Here is an 18,177-nt window from a genome sequence, read left to right on the forward strand (position 1 = left end):
ACTTATATAGTAATACATATCGGCATTTAATAGGTCGTTGGCAGAAGAATATCCCTAGATAAAGTAGTGATTTTTATTTTATGTTTTGGAAATTAGGTTTTTAAAATAATATGAGTAAACAAAGAGGAAAGGGATGAAACCAAATTGGTTTCATCCCTTTCCTTTTATTATGCAAAATTGGAGGAATGACAATGAATGAGTATAGAAGAATAATGTTGCCGCTACTACAAGAAAAGCTATTGCTAATTAGTGCGATTTGTAGCGGGATAGTAGCTGCCATTTTAAATTTATCCCGTCCGCTATTTATGGGGCTAATTGTAGATAACCTTATTCAGCGGGAGTTAAAAGGTGCGTATGTATATATTGCTTTGTTTGCAGGGAGCCGCTTTTTGATGTGGGTGAACAATCTTTTATTTGATTATGTAAGCTCAAAAGCAAGTCAGCGAATATTACGAGAGAAGCGTATAGATGTATTACGACATTTTTTCGTATTACCGTTTGAAGAGAGTGAGAAGGTAAAGCAAGGAGAGTTAGAAACTTTGGTCGTGTCTGATATTCCGAACTGGATACGGTTATATGGATCTATATTAATTGAATATATTCATGCACTTGCGCAATTTATTGGTGCGTTCATAGCGCTACAACATATAGATATACAATTCATATGGTGGGTAACTCCGTTTTTATTTTTAAGTGCAATTGTTCCAATGTTTATGGGAAAAAAAGTAAGAAATATTGCGAGCATTGCTCAAAAGAATCAATCAATTGTTGTAGAGATGATGTCACAGTTTGTAAAAGGTATACAAGATTTGCGTAGTTTACAAAAAGAGAGCTGGGCAATTGGCTTATTTAAAGGAGTGACAGTAAAATCTTATAAAACAGAAGTAAAGAAGACGATGTTGCAACAGTGTATTGGGATAGTTGGAACGGTAATAGAAACAGGCGCATATGTAGTCGTTCTTATTATAGGTGCACAAAAAATAATGAAGGGGGAAATGGAAGTCGGTTCGCTTGTGGCGGTATTAGCTACAATTGAGATGTTATTTTACCCTGTTCGTTATGCAAGTGATTTATTGATGATGACACAAGTTGCTATCGCTTCGGCCAGTCGAGTTTTTGGCTTTTTAGATATACCGGCTGAATACAGAAATGTAGAAAGAGCGATGGGAATGAAATTAACAAACGTTTCATTTCAAGAGAACGGTGAAGAGAGATGTAGAATTAAAAATATTCATTTGCAAATTAATCCTGGCGAACTCATTATCATTGTGGGGGAAAGTGGTGCAGGAAAAACGGCGCTTTTAAAATTAATCACGGGTTTATATAAACCGTCTAATGGTAGTATTACTTATTACGGTAATAAAGCTCGTATGACTACTATATGGCAGGAACCACGTTTTTTTCGAACGACAGTAAAAGAGAATATGTATTTTGGGGAAGGGGGCTTAGAAAAACAGTTAGAAAAAAATATTGAACTTGTAAATGCGAAGTCGATTATTAGGAGTTTATCTGAAGGTATTCAGACTGTACTACATAAAAGCGGTGAAGAGTTTTCGGGAGGAGAGAGAAAGCGTCTTGCGTTATTGCGAGCGATTGCATCCAATCCGAATCTTATTATTTTAGATGAACCGACTGCGGGATTAGATCCGAGCAATCAAGAAGTGGTTTGGAATATGCTTAAAGGGCTAGGGGGGAATGTAACGAGAATTGTGACGACACATGATGTCGAGAGTGCGATGATAGCGGATCGGGTGGTTGTTATGAATAATGGAAGTATTGCGGAATGTGGGGATCCTAGAGAATTATTAAATTGTAAGTCATTGTTTAAAGAGATGCTAATAAAAAGATAAGAGCTACATAGCGCTCTTATCTTTATTCACTCTTATTAAGTTGATACGTATAAGACTCAGGATCGTTAGTACTAAACTCTTTGACTAGAGTAAGTTGATTTGTATCCGGATTATAATTGAAAATCTTGACTGTACGTTCGCTATTTAGTGATGGATTATATTCTTGAATAGCAAACGTATTTTCAGCAATCTGAGTCATATTACTGGTGGGAATATTTTCTATGGAATCGTGATTTGTAGAAATTTCAGTGACTCTTTCACCGTTGAAAAATAAAAGAACGATTACTAAAACAACTAAACATATTCGTATATAGCGAAGTTCTTTAATAATAGGGTGTTCTCCCAAAATAATCATCCTTTCTGTAACTATTGTATAGTAGTGGTAGTCATCGTGAAGAAACTAAGAAGACCGAGACCAGCTAAAAGAATAAATGAGATTAAAGCGATATAGAGACAAATACGTCCAACTTGCTTTTTTTCAGGATCTTTACTGAAGAGCGAGATGATCCAAGTGATAATCCCGATTGGGGAAAATATAAAACTAAGAATATATAATAGTATTTTTTCAAATAAATTCATAAAACCCCCCCTTTTTGAAAGCTCTACATGTGCAGTTTTCTTCGTATTAGCGCTGCTGTTATGTAGGAAAGTACAGAATAAACAGTACTATAAATAATCCAAGCGTCTAAGTTTTGTAAAGCTAGGTGTATATCGAATCCAGAGACGATAATGAAAAATATAAGTGGAACAGTAAAAGAAATAATAATTGCAGCCCATTTGAATTTGTATAGTAAGCCGCTAAAAGAAATACATAGTAATGGTAAAGTGAAGAAAACAAAAGTAAAAGGGTTGATAAGTAATTGTAAAATACATATCACCTCGCGGGTTTTGTATTTATTTCTAATTATATGATAAAAAGGTAAATATTTCATCTGGACTATAAATATTCTAACTATTTCGAATGTGAATATTTCCAAGCTTGTCCGTATAAGCTAAAATAAGGTATATAGTATTTTGGTGATTATGTTATAAGAAGATAAACACGTTAGGGTGATATAAAATGTGGCGGAAGCTTACGATTATTGTAGTGTTACTTTGTTTAGCGGGATATGCAGCTTATGATCAGTTTGGTAAAAAGGATCAAGTGGTACAAGAAAAGCCAGCAAAAAGTGAAGCTGTTATGAAAGAGATGATTGCAAGGAACGGTATTGAAATAGGAAAGAGTGCACCAGACTTTGAATTGACAAAGTTAGATGGAGCGAAGGTAAAGTTATCGGATTTAAAAGGGAAGAAAGTTATTTTAAACTTTTGGGCAACGTGGTGTGGACCTTGTCAGCAAGAAATGCCTGATATGGAGGCTTTCTATAAAGAACATAAAGAAAATGTAGAAATTTTAGCAATAAATTATACGCCTTCAGAAAAAGGAGGGGGAGAAGAAAAAGTAAGAAATTTCGCTAAAGAAAAAGGGATTACTTTTCCTATTTTATTGGACAAGAACATTGATGTGACAACAGCGTATAAAGTAATTACGATCCCAACTTCGTATTTTATAGATACGAAAGGTGTTATTCAGGATAAGTTTATTGGACCGATGACGCAAAAAGAGATGGAAAAACGGATTGCTAAATTAAAATAACGGCGAAAAGGTAGAGATGAAATATAATCATTTCTGCCTTTTCTTTTTCAAGTAGTGAAAGCTTCGTGATATGATAAAAGAAATATAAATGTTTAGAGATAAAGGAGTGTCTGGAGTGGGGAATGTATCCTTACCGTTAGATTATGTTGTAATTGATTTTGAAACAACAGGATTTAACCCTTATAATGATAAAATTATTCAAGTTGCAGCAGTGAAATATCGTAATCATGAACTAGTAGATCAGTTTGTTTCCTATGTGAATCCGGAGCGTCCAATTCCGAGCCGGATAACGAGTTTAACAGGTATTACAAATTATCGCGTTTCGGATGCACCGACGATTGAAGAAGTGTTACCTTTATTTTTAGCATTTTTACATACAAATGTTATTGTCGCTCATAATGCATCTTTTGATATGCGTTTTTTGAAAAGTAATGTAAATATGCTTGGACTACCTGAGCCTAAAAATAACGTTATTGATACTGTGTTTTTAGCGAAAAAATATATGAAGCATGCGCCTAATCATAAACTTGAAACGTTAAAACGAATGCTTGGAATTCGCTTAAGTTCTCATAATGCATTTGACGACTGTATTACGTGTGCGGCTGTTTATCAAAAATGTGCAGCTATTGAAGAAGAAGGGAAGCGAAAAATAAATAAGGAAGTACTTGATGAAACCGTAGTATACGAAGCGGTAAGAGAAATACTTGTACGCAATAAACGAAATGTAGAATGGCTACGTTGTATGAACGTTGGTAGTTATCTAGATATAAAAGCGTTTTATCCAGTTATGAGATTAAAGGTAAAAGGGCGAAAGAAATACGTATTAACAGAGATATTAGAAGATGATGTAAAGGGAATATGTACGAGCTTAATATGTGAACCGGCGTTAAAAAATGAAGTTGGTAATACGCGAATTATGCTTAATAGCTTAGAGGATGTCTTGAAATTAGAAAGTTATATTTTAGAACAGTATGATTTTGTATTACAGGCGCTTCATGATTATAAAGAAAATGAAAAGAATGCAGATGAAAAACTGAAAGAGTATTTAAATGTTATGGTATAAAAAAACTCCGTGTGCAAAATATTGTACACGGAGTTTTTTTTAGGAGTATTAAAACATAAAATTTTCTTACAAATCTGATTAAAGAGTTTTTCATTTGCTCATACTATGTAATAAGAAAACGTAGAAGAAAGGGTGAGCAGCATGAGAAGAAGTCGCCGTAGATCGTTTGAAGAACTTGTAAATGAAAATAAACAACAATTGTTAAGTGATCGTGATGCAATGGATCGAATTGAAGAACGTATTGAAAAACGTTATGAAATGAAACTTTTTAAGCAGGCTGAATAATTCTTAACACTAGTACGATACTAGTGTTAAGGAGGCGATAGTAATGGGTAATCCGAAAAAGAATTCAAAAGACTTTGCACCAAATCAAATTGGAACACAATCGAAAAAAGCTGGTGGCAATAAAGGAAAGCAAATGCAAGACCAAACTGGTAAGCAACCGATTGTTGATAACGGTTAAAGAAAAGGAGAATATTGCATTCTCCTTTTTTTGTATAAATTTGAAGGAACATAGGTAATTTAAGATGGTATGTATAAATAATTAGGAGGGAAGTACATGCCGAATCCAGATAATCGAAATGACAACGCTGAAAAATTACAAGAAATGGTACAAAATACGATTGATAATTTTAATGAAGCAAAAGAAACAGCGGAACTTTCTAATGAAAAAGATCGTGCTGCCATTGAAGCGAAAAATCAAAGACGTTTAGAAAGTATTGATTCATTAAAAAGTGAAATAAAAGATGAATCTTAACAGAGTGTACAAAAAAGGGCTGACTTTCGTCAGCCTTTTTTCGTGATTGTAAAGTTTTCGACGAGTAAACGCCAATTTTGTGGGAATGGTAGACCAATCTTCCAATAGCTGATGCCGCCTATTCCTTGTTCTTTCATTAAATTAAATTTACTTTGAACGGACCGTGAATCTTCAAACCAAACTTCGTGTTGTACGCCGTTTTCGTCAAAGTAATTGAAATGAGGAGCTTGAGCCGTGAAATCATAGCGAATAGGAACATTGTATTTACGAGCTAGTGCAACAGCTGCAACAGAGCTAATTGCTTTTGCTGGTGGATTTCCTTGTTTGAACGGCAGTTTCCAATCGAAACCATATAAATTTTGACCCATCATAATTTTTTGTGGTGGCATTTGAGATTTTGCATATTGAAGTACCTCTTTCACAGGACCAATAGGAGAAATCGCCATCGGTGGTCCGCCTTGCCAACCCCAGTCGTATGTCATAATGACGACGAAATCAACAATTTGTCCTTGTGCTTTATAATCATGAGCTTCAAAAAATTTCCCTTTTTGATTGGAACTTGTTTTCGGTACAAGCGTTGTACTTAATGTGTACCCGCTAGGTAAGCGCGTTTTTACATTTCGTAAAAAACGATTATATGCTTCGCGATCTTCAGGTGCTACATTCTCGAAATCAAAATGAATATCTCGCATGCCGTATTTTTCAGCTGTTTGCAAAATGTTCGTAATAAATTTGTTTTGAATCGTTGCGTCGCGTAAAAAAACAGATGCCAGTTCGGTACTGAAATTTCCATTTTCAATATTTGTAATAACGAGCATAGGGATGGTTTTACCTTGCGTTGCAATATTAGCGATTTTAGCTGTTTCTGTAGGTTCTTTTAAAGTGCCGTCTCGTTTTGCTTCAAAGCTGAAGTAGGCTAAATATGTTAAAAATGGATTAATAGCACGTGTAGCATTTACTAAACTTTCTTTGATCGGTATTGTTGAAGGTTGTAAATAAGCGATGGATTCTACTGCTCGTTTTGTTCCTTTCGGTATATATAATTGTTGTCCGACATGAAGAATAGATTTTAATGAAAGGTTATTAACTTTAGCTAAACTGGCGAGAGGAACGCTATATGTTTGAGAAATTCGATAAAGGCTGTCACCAGGCTGTACATAATAGTTATTGCCTTTTGTATTAACGATAAGTGCCTGACCAACAACGAGTGTTTCGGCTGGGTTTAGTCCATTGTCTTTTACAATTTCTTCAGGTGTAGATCCATATTTTGATGCTAAACTATAAACACTATCACCGCTACGAACAGTTACAATTTGAATCATGTGTTTGCCCCTTTCGGTAAAAGATTCACTGTTTTTATTTTATTTTTGATTCCACTGTATTATGATTAAATGTATGCAAGGTAGCAGAAGTGAAAGAAGGCGAATAGAAATGTTTGTAGCAGAATATGAAGTTGAAATCCGCTATGCGGAAACAGACCAGATGGGTGTTGTTTACCATTCAAACTATTTAGTGTGGCTGGAACTTGGGCGCACGAAACTTATACAAGAATTAGGATTTTCGTATGTTGAAATGGAGAAAGAGGGGATTATCTCTCCTGTATTAGACTTGCAAATTTCATATCGTAAAGCGATGCGTTACGGTGAAAAAGCAATTGTGAAAACGTGGATTGATACTTTGAGCCCGCTTCGTGTTGTATATGGTTATGAAATTTATAACGGTGATGGCGAGCTTTGTATTACTGCAAGTACAACGAATATTTGTGCGAAAAAAGAAGGGTTCCGCCCTGTATCATTTAAAAAATTATATCCTGAGTGGTATGCGAAATATGAGGAAATTAAAAAGAAATAAAAAAAAGCGTGGCAGAAGCCACGTTTTTTTATTTTTCATAATTAAATTGAGGGAAATCATCACCGTCGTTAAGTGTCACTAATAAATTATGTCCATCGAAGAACCACTCATCATCGCCTTCAATAAAGAAGTTAATACCTTCTTCTTGAATTTGAACAGCAGGATGCGCAGGATCATCTTTACGAATACCTAAAGAAAGTCCTTTTTGCACAGTACTGCAACCACCGTATTGTACGAAAAAGCGTATTGTTTCACCTGATTGTAAGTGTAATTCGTTTTTATACCATTGTGCTGCTTCTTTTGTTACGGAAAGATTCATGTATAGTTCCTCCAAATTATGTTGCTTTTTCTTTAGTATAAAAAATAACGCAAAAAGACGCTATTAATATGCTTCACGTTTTCTTTTTGCGTTATGTGGGTTACGATCTTATTTTTGCTTTTTTGAAAAGTTTGCTTTTGGTTCAGTTTTATTTATAATTCGTCCGATATTTGCACGGTGTTTATAAATAACCATACCTGCTAATAAACACATCGCAATAATGAAGATTTTATCCCCGCTAACAATGGATGCAATAACAGCAATGACAGCTGTTACCATAGAAGAAAGTGATACGTATCTTGTTGTAAATAAAAGGCTGAAAAAGACAACAGCTAATATTGCAAAAACAACTGGTGAATAGCATAATAATACCCCAGCAGAAGTTGCAACTGCTTTCCCCCCGCGGAATTTTGCGAAGATCGGATAGACATGTCCAAGAACAGCGGCTAATCCAAACCATAGTGGGTGAATATCTGACCCGAAAATAATCGGTAGACCTGTTGCTAATGTACCTTTTAAAATGTCAGCAATTGTTACGATAAAACCTGCTTTTTTCCCTAACGTACGGAATGTATTAGTTCCGCCTAGATTACCGCTTCCATGCTCACGAATGTCGATTCCATAACCGATTTTTCCAACGACTAATGCAAATGGAATCGAACCGAGTAGATAGGCAACGATAAATAAAAGATATGTAATAATCATGAGTTCAGTCTCCTTTATACAAATGTGTTGATAAAGGGTAAAAAGAGTTTTTCCCGTATATTGTACCATACATTTGTAAAGAGCACATTTCTTTTTTACAAATGAAAAAGTCATTAATTTTTAAAAAAACTTTCACAGGAATGTTACATTTTTCACAGGAACAGAAGAACTATATGTTGTATGATTTTAATCAAAAGACAACAACATGTTGGTGGAGGGTTATGAATGTTGAAACAAAATGTACGTGGAGAAGAATTAATGAAAGTATTTGAGACAATTATTCACGGTAATGAACAAGATTTAATGCAGGAAAATGCAAATGTAGATGGCCGATCTCCAATGGGAGTAATGGGAACGTTCGCATCTGAGAGCGCAAAGTATTATGCTGTAGCAAATTTACTATCAGATCAAGTGAAAAAAGCGATAGATCAAAATATATTATATCCACATGATTTAGATTTTTATGCAACAGGAACGACGACTTGTTCGCAAATTCCGTTAGCGCAAATGCTTGCTGACGGTTTCCATACTGGACATGGACATATGAGACAACCGCAAGATATTAAAAGTGCGTTGGCGCTTTCTTCAATTATTTTTCAGGCGAATCAAAATATGCAGCACGGTGGTCAATCGTTTGCACTCTTTGATATTGATTTAGCTCCATATGTGAGAAAAACAGTAGAGAGACATAAAAAACGATTGCAGTCATATCCGCTTACGAAAGAACAAATAGAGGAATTTGCATGGAAAGAAACAGAAAATGATACGTATCAGGCGTGTGAGGCTTTCGTTCATAATTCAAATAGTATGCATAGTAGGGGCGGGGGCCAAGTACCGTTTATTTCTATTAACTACGGAACAGATACATCGAAAGAGGGACGGCTTTTAATTAAGCAACTTTTAAAAGCGACGCAAGCTGGACTTGGTAAAGGGGAAACACCGATTTTTCCTATTCAAATTTTCAAAATGAAAAAAGGCGTAAACTTTGAAGAGTGTGATCCGAACTATGATTTATTTGAATTAGCGTTAGAAACGACAGTTGAGCGATTATTCCCTAACTTTTCGTTTTTAGATGCCCCGTTTAATGCTGTGCATTATGATGGTCGACCTGAAAGTGAAGTATGTTATATGGGATGTCGTACTCGTGTTATGTCTAATATACATGGGGAAGAAACAGCAATTGGAAGAGGGAATTTATCGTTTACTTCTATTAATTTAGTGAAATTAGCGCTAATTAGTGGTTCAAAAGAAGCGTTTTTTGAAGCGCTAAGTTACTACTTAGATTTAGGCGTTAAGCAATTATTAGAGAGATTTGCTTATCAATGTACAAAGAGAGCAAGAGATTTTCAGTTCTTATATTCACAAGGTGTATGGCGTGGCGGAGAAACGTTACAACCTGAAGATGCTGTGGCGCCGATTTTAAAACAAGGGACGTTAAGTCTTGGGTTTATCGGTCTTGCAGAATGTTTAGTAGCGTTAACAGGAAAGCACCATGGAGAAAATGAAGAATCGTGGAAGCTTGGATATGAAATCATTTCCTTTATGAGGAAGAGAATGGATAAGGCTACGGAAGAACATCAACTCAATTTCTCCGTAATTGCAACGCCAGCAGAAGGGTTATCAGGAAAGTTTGTGAAGAAAGATAGAGAAGAATTTGGTGTAATTAGCGGTGTGACAAATCATAATTATTATACAAATTCGTTCCATGTACCGGTGTATTACAATATTCAAGCGGTAGATAAAATCCGATTAGAAGGACCGTTTCACGCTCTTTGTAATGGCGGACATATTACGTACATTGAACTAGATGGTGCAGCTGTGCATAATCAAAAGGCGTTAAAGCAAATTGTACAAGCGATGGCGCAGTACGGAGTAGGGTACGGCTCAATTAACCATCCTGTCGATCGTTGTAAGTGTTGTAGTTATCATGGCATTATCGGGAATGAATGTCCGAGCTGCGGAAATGAAGATGAGAATGAAATAGAAAGAATTCGCCGCATAACAGGATATCTTGTAGGAGATATGTCAAAGTGGAATAGCGCGAAACGTAGTGAAGAAATGGATCGGGTGAAGCATAAATGAAAGTTATGAATATCATTCATGATAGTGTAGTAGATGGAGAAGGGTTGCGGACAGTCGTGTTTTTTGCGGGCTGTCCGCATCGTTGTATCGGTTGCCATAATCCGAAATCATGGAATGTTTGCAATGGAACTGAAATGACGGTAGAAGAAATTGTGAAAGAGATTGAAAAAAATTCATTAACCGATGTAACATTTTCAGGCGGAGATCCATTTTTTCAAGCTGCTGAAGTGAAAAAAGTAGCAAAAGCAGTGAAGGATCTGAAAAAAAATCTATGGATTTATACAGGTTACACGTTAGAAGAGATACAGAGTGCTCAAAATAATGATATGATAGAATTGTTACATTATGGGGATGTTTTGGTTGATGGAAGATTTGAACTTGATAAAAAAGATTTAACACTTCCATTTCGCGGAAGCTCCAATCAACGTATTATTCGATTGAAAGAGTAAAAAGGCGGGATAGGTTATATGAATAAAACAGTATTACTTGTTGAAGATGAAAGAAGATTACGTGAAATTGTTAGTGATTATTTTCGTAATGAAGGCTTTGAAGTAATCGAAGCGGAAGATGGAAAAAAAGCGCTAGAATTATTTGCTGAACATACAATTGATTTAATTATGTTAGATATTATGTTACCAGAAATAGATGGTTGGTCTGTTTGTAGACGAATTAGAAAAGAGTCAGCGGTACCAATTATTATGCTGACAGCACGTTCTGATGAGGATGATACATTACTAGGCTTTGAACTAGGTGCAGATGAGTATGTAACAAAACCTTTTAGTCCGAAAGTGTTAGTAGCTCGTGCAAAGACGTTATTGAAACGTGCGGATGGAGCGATAGGAGTATCAGAAGAAAATACTATGTCATTAGCTGGAATAGAAGTGAATCGACTATCTAGAACAGTTTTAGTAGATGGAGAAGAAATTATATTGACACATAAGGAGTTTGAGCTTCTCGTGTATTTAATGGAGAACAAAGGAATTGTGTTGTCACGCCAACATTTATTAGATCAGTTATGGGGATATGATTACTACGGTGATGACCGAACGGTTGATACACATATTAAAAAACTGCGAAATAAGCTAGGAGATAAGGCGAAGCATATCGGCACTGTTATTCGAGTAGGTTACAAATTTGAAGAATAGCCTTTAAGTTACTGTGCATCCCGGCTTTTGGATATAGCAAATTTACACTCTCCTTTGTAGGTGAAATGTACAAAAAATACTTTTCTTGTCTACAATGATAGATAGGAGTATTTTTTTAATTGGATTTCACGATGAGTTCACAAGAAGGACACAAACTGTGACTATACTGAAAGTACGAATTCACCAGAGAGGGGAAATAAAACATGGGATATTACGACGGACCGAATTTAAATGAAGAGCATAGTGAAACGAGAGAAATGAAAAAATCAGGTAGTAAAAAAGGATATTTTTTCACAGGTTTAGTTGGAGCTGTAGTCGGGGCGGTTTCGATTAGTTTTGCAGCACCTTACATGCCGTGGATGCAAAATAATGGAGCAGCAGTTTCGTCATTCAATTCTAATCAACAAGTAGAAGGTACTGTAGCTCCTGTTGTTAATAAAGTGAAGGGCGAAACTGATTTGCCAGGTATGATTGAAGGCGCAAAGGACGTTGTAGTTGGTGTAATTAATATGCAGAAGACTATTGATCCGTTTGCGATGCAACCAGCAGAACAAGAGCAAACAGCTGGTACAGGATCAGGTGTTATTTATAAAAAGTCAGGAAATAAAGCATATATTGTAACAAATAACCACGTAGTAGACGGTGCAAATAAACTTGCTGTTAAACTGAGCGACGGAAAGCAAGTTGATGCAAAATTAGTTGGTAAGGACCCTTGGTTAGACTTAGCAGTTGTAGAGATTGATGGATCTACTGTTAATAAAGTTGCAACTTTAGGTGATTCCAGTAAACTTCGTGCTGGTGAAAAAGCAATTGCAATCGGTAACCCACTAGGATTTGACGGCAGTGTAACAGAAGGTATTATCAGTAGTAAAGAACGTGAAATTCCAGTAGATATTGATGGAGACAAACGTCCAGACTGGCAAGCACAAGTTATTCAAACAGATGCAGCGATTAACCCTGGTAATAGTGGCGGTGCATTATTTAACCAAAACGGTGAATTAATTGGAATTAACTCAAGTAAAATTGCGCAGCAAGAAGTTGAGGGGATTGGTTTTGCAATTCCAGTTAATGTTGCAAAACCAGTTATTGAATCGCTTGAAAAAGACGGAGTAGTGAAACGACCAGCTCTTGGTGTAGGTGTTGTTTCATTAGAAGATGTGCAAGCTTATGCAGTAAATCAATTGAAAGTACCAAAAGAAGTAACAAATGGTGTTGTATTAGCTAAAATTTATCCTGTGTCACCGGCAGAAAAAGCTGGCTTAGAGCAATATGATCTTGTAGTAGCATTAGATGATCAAAAAGTAGAAAATTCACTTCAGTTCCGTAAATACTTATATGAAAAGAAAAAAGTAGGCGAGAACGTAGAAGTTACATTCTACCGCAACGGTCAAAAAATGACGAAAACAGCTACATTAGCAGATAATTCAGCTACAAAGAATCAATAATCGGAATAAAAGAAAGTCTCTTTCATGTTGAAAGAGACTTTCTTTATCGGATATACTAAAGGAATAGGAGGGATAAATTATGACAATTGAAAACCCAACTCGTACGGAAATTGGTGAAGTATTGAAGAAAAGTAAAACGATTGCAGTTGTTGGATTATCAGATAATCCAGAACGCACATCATATATGGTTTCAAAAGCAATGCAAGATGCTGGGTATCGCATTATTCCAGTAAATCCAACAGTAGATGAAGTGCTTGGAGAAAAGGCGGTTTCTTCACTGGTAGATATTAAAGAACATGTTGATATCGTAAATGTATTTCGTCGTTCAGAATTTTTAAAGGATGTTGCGAAAGAGTTTGTAGAGATTGATGCAGATGTTTTCTGGGCACAATTAGGAGTACAAGATGAAGATACATATAAACTTTTACAAGAAAAAGGCTATACTGTAATAATGGATCGTTGTATTAAAGTAGAGCATGCGATGACAAAATAGTATAGACTTTAACGATAGAAAGATTGATTCAGCCTTCACTTTTTATATAAGTAGGGCCGATGAACGAGGTGTTCATCATGAGATTTTTTAAAGGCTGTTTTTGGGGATTGTTACTTGTTATCCCGTTTTGGATATTGATCATTTGGATCATGATAAAGGTTTGGAATGTATAATTTTGGAATACATATCCATTTCTCGTTGACAAACGATTATTTTTCTGAAATAGTAGCCTAGAGGAATCCTTGTGAAAAAAAACAAGGATTTTTCTATTGAAAATAGTATATAAAAGAGATAAGATAACTTGCCAAAACTATAGTCGAGGCGTTATTCTATAATAGAAACATATGTTCTTATTTGATTAGGAAAGGGGCAAGGAGTTTGGCGAAGCATCAGTTCCAATATAATGAAGATGCAATTCAAGTGCTAGAAGGACTTGAAGCCGTTCGAAAACGCCCGGGTATGTATATCGGGAGTACGGATAGCCGTGGATTGCATCATTTAGTATATGAAATAGTAGATAACTCCGTTGATGAAGCATTAGCGGGATTTGGCGACGAAATTTCTGTCGTAATACATAAAGATAATAGTATTAGCGTAATTGATAAAGGGCGAGGAATGCCTACGGGAATGCATAAGCTTGGAAAACCGACACCTGAAGTTATTTTAACTGTACTTCATGCTGGTGGTAAGTTTGGCCAAGGAGGCTATAAAACGAGTGGTGGTTTACACGGTGTTGGGGCATCAGTTGTAAATGCCTTGTCAGAATGGCTAGTAGTAACGATTAAGCGTGATGGTAGCATTTATGAACAACGCTTTGAAAATGGTGGTACTCCTGCAACGACGTTAGAGAAAATCGGGAAAACGAAAGAGTCTGGTACAACGATGCACTTCAAACCAGATACAACTATTTTCAGCACAACAAATTATAATTATGAAACATTATGTGAGAGATTACGTGAATCTGCATTCTTATTAAAAGGAATGAAAATCTCGATAAAAGATGAACGTAATGATTTAGAAGATGTGTTTCATTATGAAACAGGAATTGAGGCTTTCGTTTCATACTTAAACGAAGAGAAAGATTCGATTCATCCAGTTGTATATTTCTCGGGTGAGCAAAATGGAATTGAAGCAGAGTTAGCGTTTCAGTTTAATGATGGTTACTCAGAAAACATTCTTTCGTTTGTAAATAATGTACGTACAAAAGACGGTGGTACACACGAAGCTGGATTTAAAACAGCGATGACACGTGTGTTCAATGAGTATGCTCGTAAAGTTTCTTTATTAAAAGAAAAAGACAAAAATTTAGAGGGTACAGATATTCGTGAAGGATTAGCTTCGATTGTTTCTGTCCGTGTGCCAGAAGACGTACTTCAGTTTGAAGGGCAAACGAAAGGGAAACTAGGTACAAGTGAAGCTCGTTCTTCAATTGATGCAATTGTATCTGAGCATTTAGCTTACTTTTTAGAAGAAAACCCGGATGTAGCTACACTTCTTGTAAGAAAAGCAATTAAAGCAGCGCAAGCACGTGAGGCTGCTCGTAAAGCGAGAGAAGAAGCGCGTACTGGTAAGAAGAAAAAAAAATCAGAAGGTACTTTAAGCGGGAAGTTAACACCTGCACAATCACGTAATCCTCAGAAAAACGAATTGTATTTAGTAGAGGGTGACTCGGCTGGTGGTTCAGCAAAGCAAGGGCGAGATCGCCGTTTCCAAGCGGTGCTACCATTACGTGGTAAAGTAATTAACACGGAAAAAGCAAAGCTTGCTGATATTTTTAAGAATGAAGAGATCAATACGATTATTTACGCAATTGGCGGCGGCGTAGGGAATGAGTTTGCTGTTGAAGATATTAACTACGATAAAGTTGTTATTATGACCGATGCAGATACGGATGGAGCACATATTCAAGTGTTACTACTGACGTTCTTCTACCGTTATATGAAACCACTTATTGAAGCTGGTAAAGTATTTATCGCACTTCCACCTTTATATAAAGTAAGTAAAGGAAAAGGGAAAAGTGAAGTAATTGAATATGCATGGTCTGATGAAGAATTAGGTGGTGTAACGAAAAAGGTCGGTAAAGGCTATATGTTGCAGCGCTATAAAGGACTTGGCGAAATGAATGCCGATCAATTATGGGAAACAACGATGAACCCTGAAACACGTACGTTAATTCGTGTGAAAATTGATGATGCATCAAGAGCTGAGCGCCGAGTTACGACATTGATGGGTGATAAAGTAGAACCTCGCCGTAAATGGATTGAGCGTAATGTACAATTTGGTATGCAAGAAGAAGGAAATATTTTAGAAAATGAAATGATTATGGAGACGGAGGTGGAATAACATGCAGGCAGAGAAGTTTCATGACCTCCCGCTTGAAGACGTGTTAGGTGACCGCTTTGCACGTTATAGTAAATATATTATTCAAGACCGCGCGCTTCCAGATGCGCGTGACGGTTTAAAACCGGTACAAAGACGTATTTTATATTCTATGTATGTAGAAGGAAACGTACATGATAAAGCGTTTCGTAAATCAGCTAAAACAGTAGGTAATGTTATCGGTAATTATCATCCACATGGTGATTCCTCTGTATATGAGGCGATGGTCCGTTTAAGTCAAACTTGGAAAGTACGTAATGTTTTAGTTGAAATGCATGGTAATAATGGTAGTGTTGATGGCGATCCAGCAGCGGCAATGCGTTATACAGAAGCACGTTTATCACCAATTGCATCTGAGTTATTACGTGATCTTGATAAAGAAACAGTAGAATTTGTGTCAAACTTCGATGATACGAGTGAAGAACCAGTTGTATTACCGGCAATGTTCCCAAACTTATTAGTGAACGGATCGACAGGGATTTCAGCTGGTTATGCAACAGAAATTCCTCCGCATCACCTTGGAGAAGTAATTGATGCGACGATGATGCGAATTGATAATCCGAATAGTACTGTTGATGATTTATTAACAGTTATTAAAGGACCAGATTTCCCAACAGGCGGTATTATTCAAGGGATTGATGGTATTAAAAAAGCGTACGAAACAGGTAAAGGTAAAATTATTATTCGCGGAAAAGCAGAAGTTGAAACGGTTCGTGGTGGAAAGCAACAAATCGTTATTACAGAAATTCCGTACGAAGTAAATAAAGCGAACCTTGTTAAAAAGATGGATGAATTACGTCTAGATAAAAAGCTAGATGGAATTGCTGAAGTGCGTGATGAGACGGACCGTACAGGTCTTCGCATCGTTGTAGAATTAAAAAAAGAAGTAAATGCTGAAGGTATTTTAAATTATTTATATAAGAATACAGATTTGCAAATTCCATATAATTTTAATATGGTAGCGATAAATCATCGTCGTCCAACACTTATGACATTACCTAAAATTTTGGATGCATATATTGGACATCAAAAAGAAGTTGTTACGAGACGTTCACAATATGAATTACGAAAAGCAGAAAATCGTCAACATATTGTAGAAGGTTTAAAGAAAGCATTATCAATTTTAGATGAAGTGATTGAAACGATCCGTGGGTCTAAAGATAAGCGTAATGCGAAAGATAATTTAAGTGCGAAATTTGGATTTACAGAGGCGCAGTCAGAGGCAATTGTTTCACTGCAATTATATCGTTTAACGAATACAGATATTACAGCGCTAGAGCAAGAAGCAGCGGAACTTAGTAAGAAAATTATAGAGTTACAGGCGATTCTACAAAGTGAAAAAAGACTTCTTCAAGTTATTAAAACAGATTTGAAGAGAGTAAAGAAAACATATAGTGATGATCGCCGTGCGATAATTGAAGAGGAAATTGAAGAAATTAAAATTGATGTGGAAGTTATGATTCCGCAAGAAGATGTCATCGTTACTGTAACGAAAGAAGGATATGTGAAACGAACTGGTTGGCGTTCGCATAATGCATCGAACGGAAAAGACTTCGGTATGAAAGAGGGTGACATCTTACTTGAGCGTTTCGATACAAACACGACAGAAACCGTTCTTTTATTTACGAACAAAGGAAATTATATTTATCTTCCTGTATATGAAATGCCAGAAATTCGTTGGAAAGATTTAGGTCAACACGTTGCGAATCTTGTTTCACTCGAGCGAGATGAAGCGTTAATTTGGGCAACAGTCGTACCGAATTTTGAAGAGGAAAAACGATTTATCGTATTTGTTACACGAAACGGTATGATTAAGAAAACAGAATTAAACCAATATAAAGTACAGCGTTATTCACGGGCGTTCGTTGCTGTAAACTTGAAAAAAGATGATGAAGTTGTTGATATATTTGCGACAGATGGGACAAGTGATATTGTTCTTGCAACACATGGTGCATATGCACTTGTATTCAATGAAGAAGAAGTAAGTCCAGTTGGTGTAAGAGCAGCTGGTGTGAAAGCAATTAACTTAAAAGAAGATGACTATGTTGCTTCTGGTAAACCGTTAAATGGTGAAAAAGATCAACTTATTCTCGTTACGCAGCGCGGTGCTGTGAAACGTATAAAGGCATCGGAAATTGAGAAATCAACGAGGGCGAAGCGCGGCCTTGTAATTTTTAAAGAGTTAAAACGTAATCCGTACCGTATTGTCGGTATTGAAATTGTTCGAGATGATGAATTAGTTTACATGAAGACAGAGAAACACATTGTAGAAGAAATTGATCCGAAAGCGTTTCGAAATAAAGACCGGTATAGTAATGGTAGTTTAGTACTAGATGTTAATGATACTGGTGAAGTAATTGAAACGTGGACAAAGAAAAGAACGGAATAAAGTGAAACTTTAATCAGTGGTTTTTTTTCCATACCCACTGATTATTAGCCTTCACAAATCGGG

The 18,177-nt window shown here is 36.1% G+C and carries 19 protein-coding genes; 14 read left to right on the top strand and 5 right to left on the bottom strand.

Annotated elements, in window-relative coordinates:
* Positions 1-191 precede the first annotated feature (191 nt).
* Positions 192-1,850 (top strand): ABC transporter ATP-binding protein, encoded by a 1,659-nt coding sequence (locus tag V7038_RS05840; protein ID WP_070128860.1) that lies wholly within the window; start codon positions 192-194, stop codon positions 1,848-1,850.
* A gap of 22 nt (positions 1,851-1,872) precedes the next feature.
* Here V7038_RS05840 and V7038_RS05845 read toward each other — a convergent pair whose 3' ends face one another.
* Together V7038_RS05845 and V7038_RS05850 are read right to left on the bottom strand one after the other, a co-directional pair.
* Complete coding sequence (locus V7038_RS05845; protein ID WP_070128859.1) at positions 1,873-2,196, bottom strand: YmzC family protein; 324 nt, start codon at positions 2,194-2,196, stop codon at positions 1,873-1,875.
* A gap of 20 nt (positions 2,197-2,216) precedes the next feature.
* Complete coding sequence (locus V7038_RS05850) at positions 2,217-2,429, bottom strand: hypothetical protein (RefSeq protein WP_002199684.1); 213 nt, start codon at positions 2,427-2,429, stop codon at positions 2,217-2,219.
* Positions 2,430-2,910: 481 nt separating this feature from the next.
* On the opposite strand from V7038_RS05850, the gene V7038_RS05855 reads away from it, so the two are divergent.
* The 5 genes from V7038_RS05855 to tlp all read left to right on the top strand — a co-directional run bounded on the left by V7038_RS05855 (position 2,911) and on the right by tlp (position 5,306).
* The gene (locus V7038_RS05855) at positions 2,911-3,486 is read left to right on the top strand and encodes a TlpA family protein disulfide reductase (protein WP_002111134.1); all 576 of its coding nucleotides are present in this window, start codon (positions 2,911-2,913) and stop codon (positions 3,484-3,486) included.
* A gap of 115 nt (positions 3,487-3,601) precedes the next feature.
* Positions 3,602-4,549, top strand: coding sequence for a 3'-5' exonuclease (locus V7038_RS05860; protein WP_002111133.1), 948 nt, complete (start codon positions 3,602-3,604; stop codon positions 4,547-4,549).
* A 141-nt stretch (positions 4,550-4,690) separates the two neighbouring features.
* Positions 4,691-4,834, top strand: a complete 144-nt coding sequence (locus tag V7038_RS05865) for an FbpB family small basic protein (RefSeq protein ID WP_002111132.1) — start codon at positions 4,691-4,693, stop codon at positions 4,832-4,834.
* 43 nt (positions 4,835-4,877) lie between these two features.
* The gene (sspN, locus tag V7038_RS05870; protein WP_000527988.1) at positions 4,878-5,012 is read left to right on the top strand and encodes an acid-soluble spore protein SspN; all 135 of its coding nucleotides are present in this window, start codon (positions 4,878-4,880) and stop codon (positions 5,010-5,012) included.
* A gap of 96 nt (positions 5,013-5,108) precedes the next feature.
* On the top strand, positions 5,109-5,306 hold the full coding sequence (gene tlp, locus V7038_RS05875) for a small acid-soluble spore protein Tlp (protein ID WP_001133508.1): 198 nt from the start codon (positions 5,109-5,111) through the stop codon (positions 5,304-5,306).
* A 29-nt stretch (positions 5,307-5,335) separates the two neighbouring features.
* On the opposite strand, the gene V7038_RS05880 is transcribed toward tlp, so the two are convergent.
* Positions 5,336-6,628 (bottom strand): glycosyl hydrolase family 18 protein, encoded by a 1,293-nt coding sequence (locus V7038_RS05880; RefSeq protein ID WP_002111131.1) that lies wholly within the window; start codon positions 6,626-6,628, stop codon positions 5,336-5,338.
* A gap of 109 nt (positions 6,629-6,737) precedes the next feature.
* Here V7038_RS05880 and V7038_RS05885 point away from each other — a divergent pair, with 109 nt between their 5' ends.
* On the top strand, positions 6,738-7,157 hold the full coding sequence (locus V7038_RS05885; RefSeq protein ID WP_002111130.1) for an acyl-CoA thioesterase: 420 nt from the start codon (positions 6,738-6,740) through the stop codon (positions 7,155-7,157).
* A gap of 28 nt (positions 7,158-7,185) precedes the next feature.
* Here V7038_RS05885 and V7038_RS05890 read toward each other — a convergent pair whose 3' ends face one another.
* Together V7038_RS05890 and plsY are read right to left on the bottom strand one after the other, a co-directional pair.
* Positions 7,186-7,476, bottom strand: a complete 291-nt coding sequence (locus tag V7038_RS05890; protein ID WP_002111129.1) for a HesB/YadR/YfhF family protein — start codon at positions 7,474-7,476, stop codon at positions 7,186-7,188.
* 108 nt (positions 7,477-7,584) lie between these two features.
* The gene (gene plsY / locus V7038_RS05895) at positions 7,585-8,181 is read right to left on the bottom strand and encodes a glycerol-3-phosphate 1-O-acyltransferase PlsY (RefSeq protein WP_335469466.1); all 597 of its coding nucleotides are present in this window, start codon (positions 8,179-8,181) and stop codon (positions 7,585-7,587) included.
* A 225-nt stretch (positions 8,182-8,406) separates the two neighbouring features.
* Between plsY and V7038_RS05900 the strand changes: the two genes are divergently transcribed.
* The 7 genes from V7038_RS05900 (at position 8,407) to parC (ending at position 18,114) form a co-directional block, all read left to right on the top strand.
* The gene (locus V7038_RS05900) at positions 8,407-10,263 is read left to right on the top strand and encodes an anaerobic ribonucleoside triphosphate reductase (protein ID WP_002111126.1); all 1,857 of its coding nucleotides are present in this window, start codon (positions 8,407-8,409) and stop codon (positions 10,261-10,263) included.
* Complete coding sequence (gene nrdG, locus V7038_RS05905; RefSeq protein ID WP_002199692.1) at positions 10,260-10,712, top strand: anaerobic ribonucleoside-triphosphate reductase activating protein; 453 nt, start codon at positions 10,260-10,262, stop codon at positions 10,710-10,712. Before V7038_RS05900 ends, nrdG begins: the two co-directional genes overlap by 4 nt.
* Before the next feature lie 18 nt (positions 10,713-10,730).
* Positions 10,731-11,408: a response regulator transcription factor gene (locus tag V7038_RS05910; RefSeq protein WP_002111124.1), complete on the top strand. Its 678-nt coding sequence runs from the start codon at positions 10,731-10,733 to the stop codon at positions 11,406-11,408.
* Between the two features lie 203 nt (positions 11,409-11,611).
* On the top strand, positions 11,612-12,853 hold the full coding sequence (locus tag V7038_RS05915; protein ID WP_002111123.1) for a S1C family serine protease: 1,242 nt from the start codon (positions 11,612-11,614) through the stop codon (positions 12,851-12,853).
* 79 nt (positions 12,854-12,932) lie between these two features.
* Entirely contained in the window at positions 12,933-13,346 is a 414-nt protein-coding gene (locus V7038_RS05920; protein WP_002111122.1) for a CoA-binding protein, read from the top strand.
* 378 nt (positions 13,347-13,724) lie between these two features.
* A complete protein-coding gene (gene parE, locus V7038_RS05925; protein ID WP_002087772.1) occupies positions 13,725-15,689 on the top strand; it encodes a DNA topoisomerase IV subunit B in 1,965 nt (654 codons plus the stop codon).
* 1 nt (position 15,690) lies between these two features.
* Entirely contained in the window at positions 15,691-18,114 is a 2,424-nt protein-coding gene (parC, locus tag V7038_RS05930; RefSeq protein WP_002111121.1) for a DNA topoisomerase IV subunit A, read from the top strand.
* The last annotated feature ends 63 nt before the right edge of the window (positions 18,115-18,177 follow it).

Source organism: Bacillus sp. JJ783 (assembly GCF_036963225.1).
Lineage (GTDB): Bacteria > Bacillota > Bacilli > Bacillales > Bacillaceae_G > Bacillus_A > Bacillus_A cereus_U.

Coding starts and splice junctions, on each gene's coding strand:
- V7038_RS05840 (WP_070128860.1), top strand. CDS start 192: ATGAATGAGTATAGAAGAATAATGTTGCCGCTACTACAAGAAAAGCTA.
- V7038_RS05850 (WP_002199684.1), bottom strand. CDS start 2,429: ATGAATTTATTTGAAAAAATACTATTATATATTCTTAGTTTTATATTT.
- V7038_RS05855 (WP_002111134.1), top strand. CDS start 2,911: ATGTGGCGGAAGCTTACGATTATTGTAGTGTTACTTTGTTTAGCGGGA.
- V7038_RS05865 (WP_002111132.1), top strand. CDS start 4,691: ATGAGAAGAAGTCGCCGTAGATCGTTTGAAGAACTTGTAAATGAAAAT.
- sspN (WP_000527988.1), top strand. CDS start 4,878: ATGGGTAATCCGAAAAAGAATTCAAAAGACTTTGCACCAAATCAAATT.
- tlp (WP_001133508.1), top strand. CDS start 5,109: ATGCCGAATCCAGATAATCGAAATGACAACGCTGAAAAATTACAAGAA.
- V7038_RS05880 (WP_002111131.1), bottom strand. CDS start 6,628: ATGATTCAAATTGTAACTGTTCGTAGCGGTGATAGTGTTTATAGTTTA.
- V7038_RS05885 (WP_002111130.1), top strand. CDS start 6,738: ATGTTTGTAGCAGAATATGAAGTTGAAATCCGCTATGCGGAAACAGAC.
- V7038_RS05890 (WP_002111129.1), bottom strand. CDS start 7,476: ATGAATCTTTCCGTAACAAAAGAAGCAGCACAATGGTATAAAAACGAA.
- plsY (WP_335469466.1), bottom strand. CDS start 8,181: ATGATTATTACATATCTTTTATTTATCGTTGCCTATCTACTCGGTTCG.
- V7038_RS05900 (WP_002111126.1), top strand. CDS start 8,407: ATGTTGAAACAAAATGTACGTGGAGAAGAATTAATGAAAGTATTTGAG.
- nrdG (WP_002199692.1), top strand. CDS start 10,260: ATGAAAGTTATGAATATCATTCATGATAGTGTAGTAGATGGAGAAGGG.
- V7038_RS05910 (WP_002111124.1), top strand. CDS start 10,731: ATGAATAAAACAGTATTACTTGTTGAAGATGAAAGAAGATTACGTGAA.
- V7038_RS05915 (WP_002111123.1), top strand. CDS start 11,612: ATGGGATATTACGACGGACCGAATTTAAATGAAGAGCATAGTGAAACG.
- V7038_RS05920 (WP_002111122.1), top strand. CDS start 12,933: ATGACAATTGAAAACCCAACTCGTACGGAAATTGGTGAAGTATTGAAG.
- parC (WP_002111121.1), top strand. CDS start 15,691: ATGCAGGCAGAGAAGTTTCATGACCTCCCGCTTGAAGACGTGTTAGGT.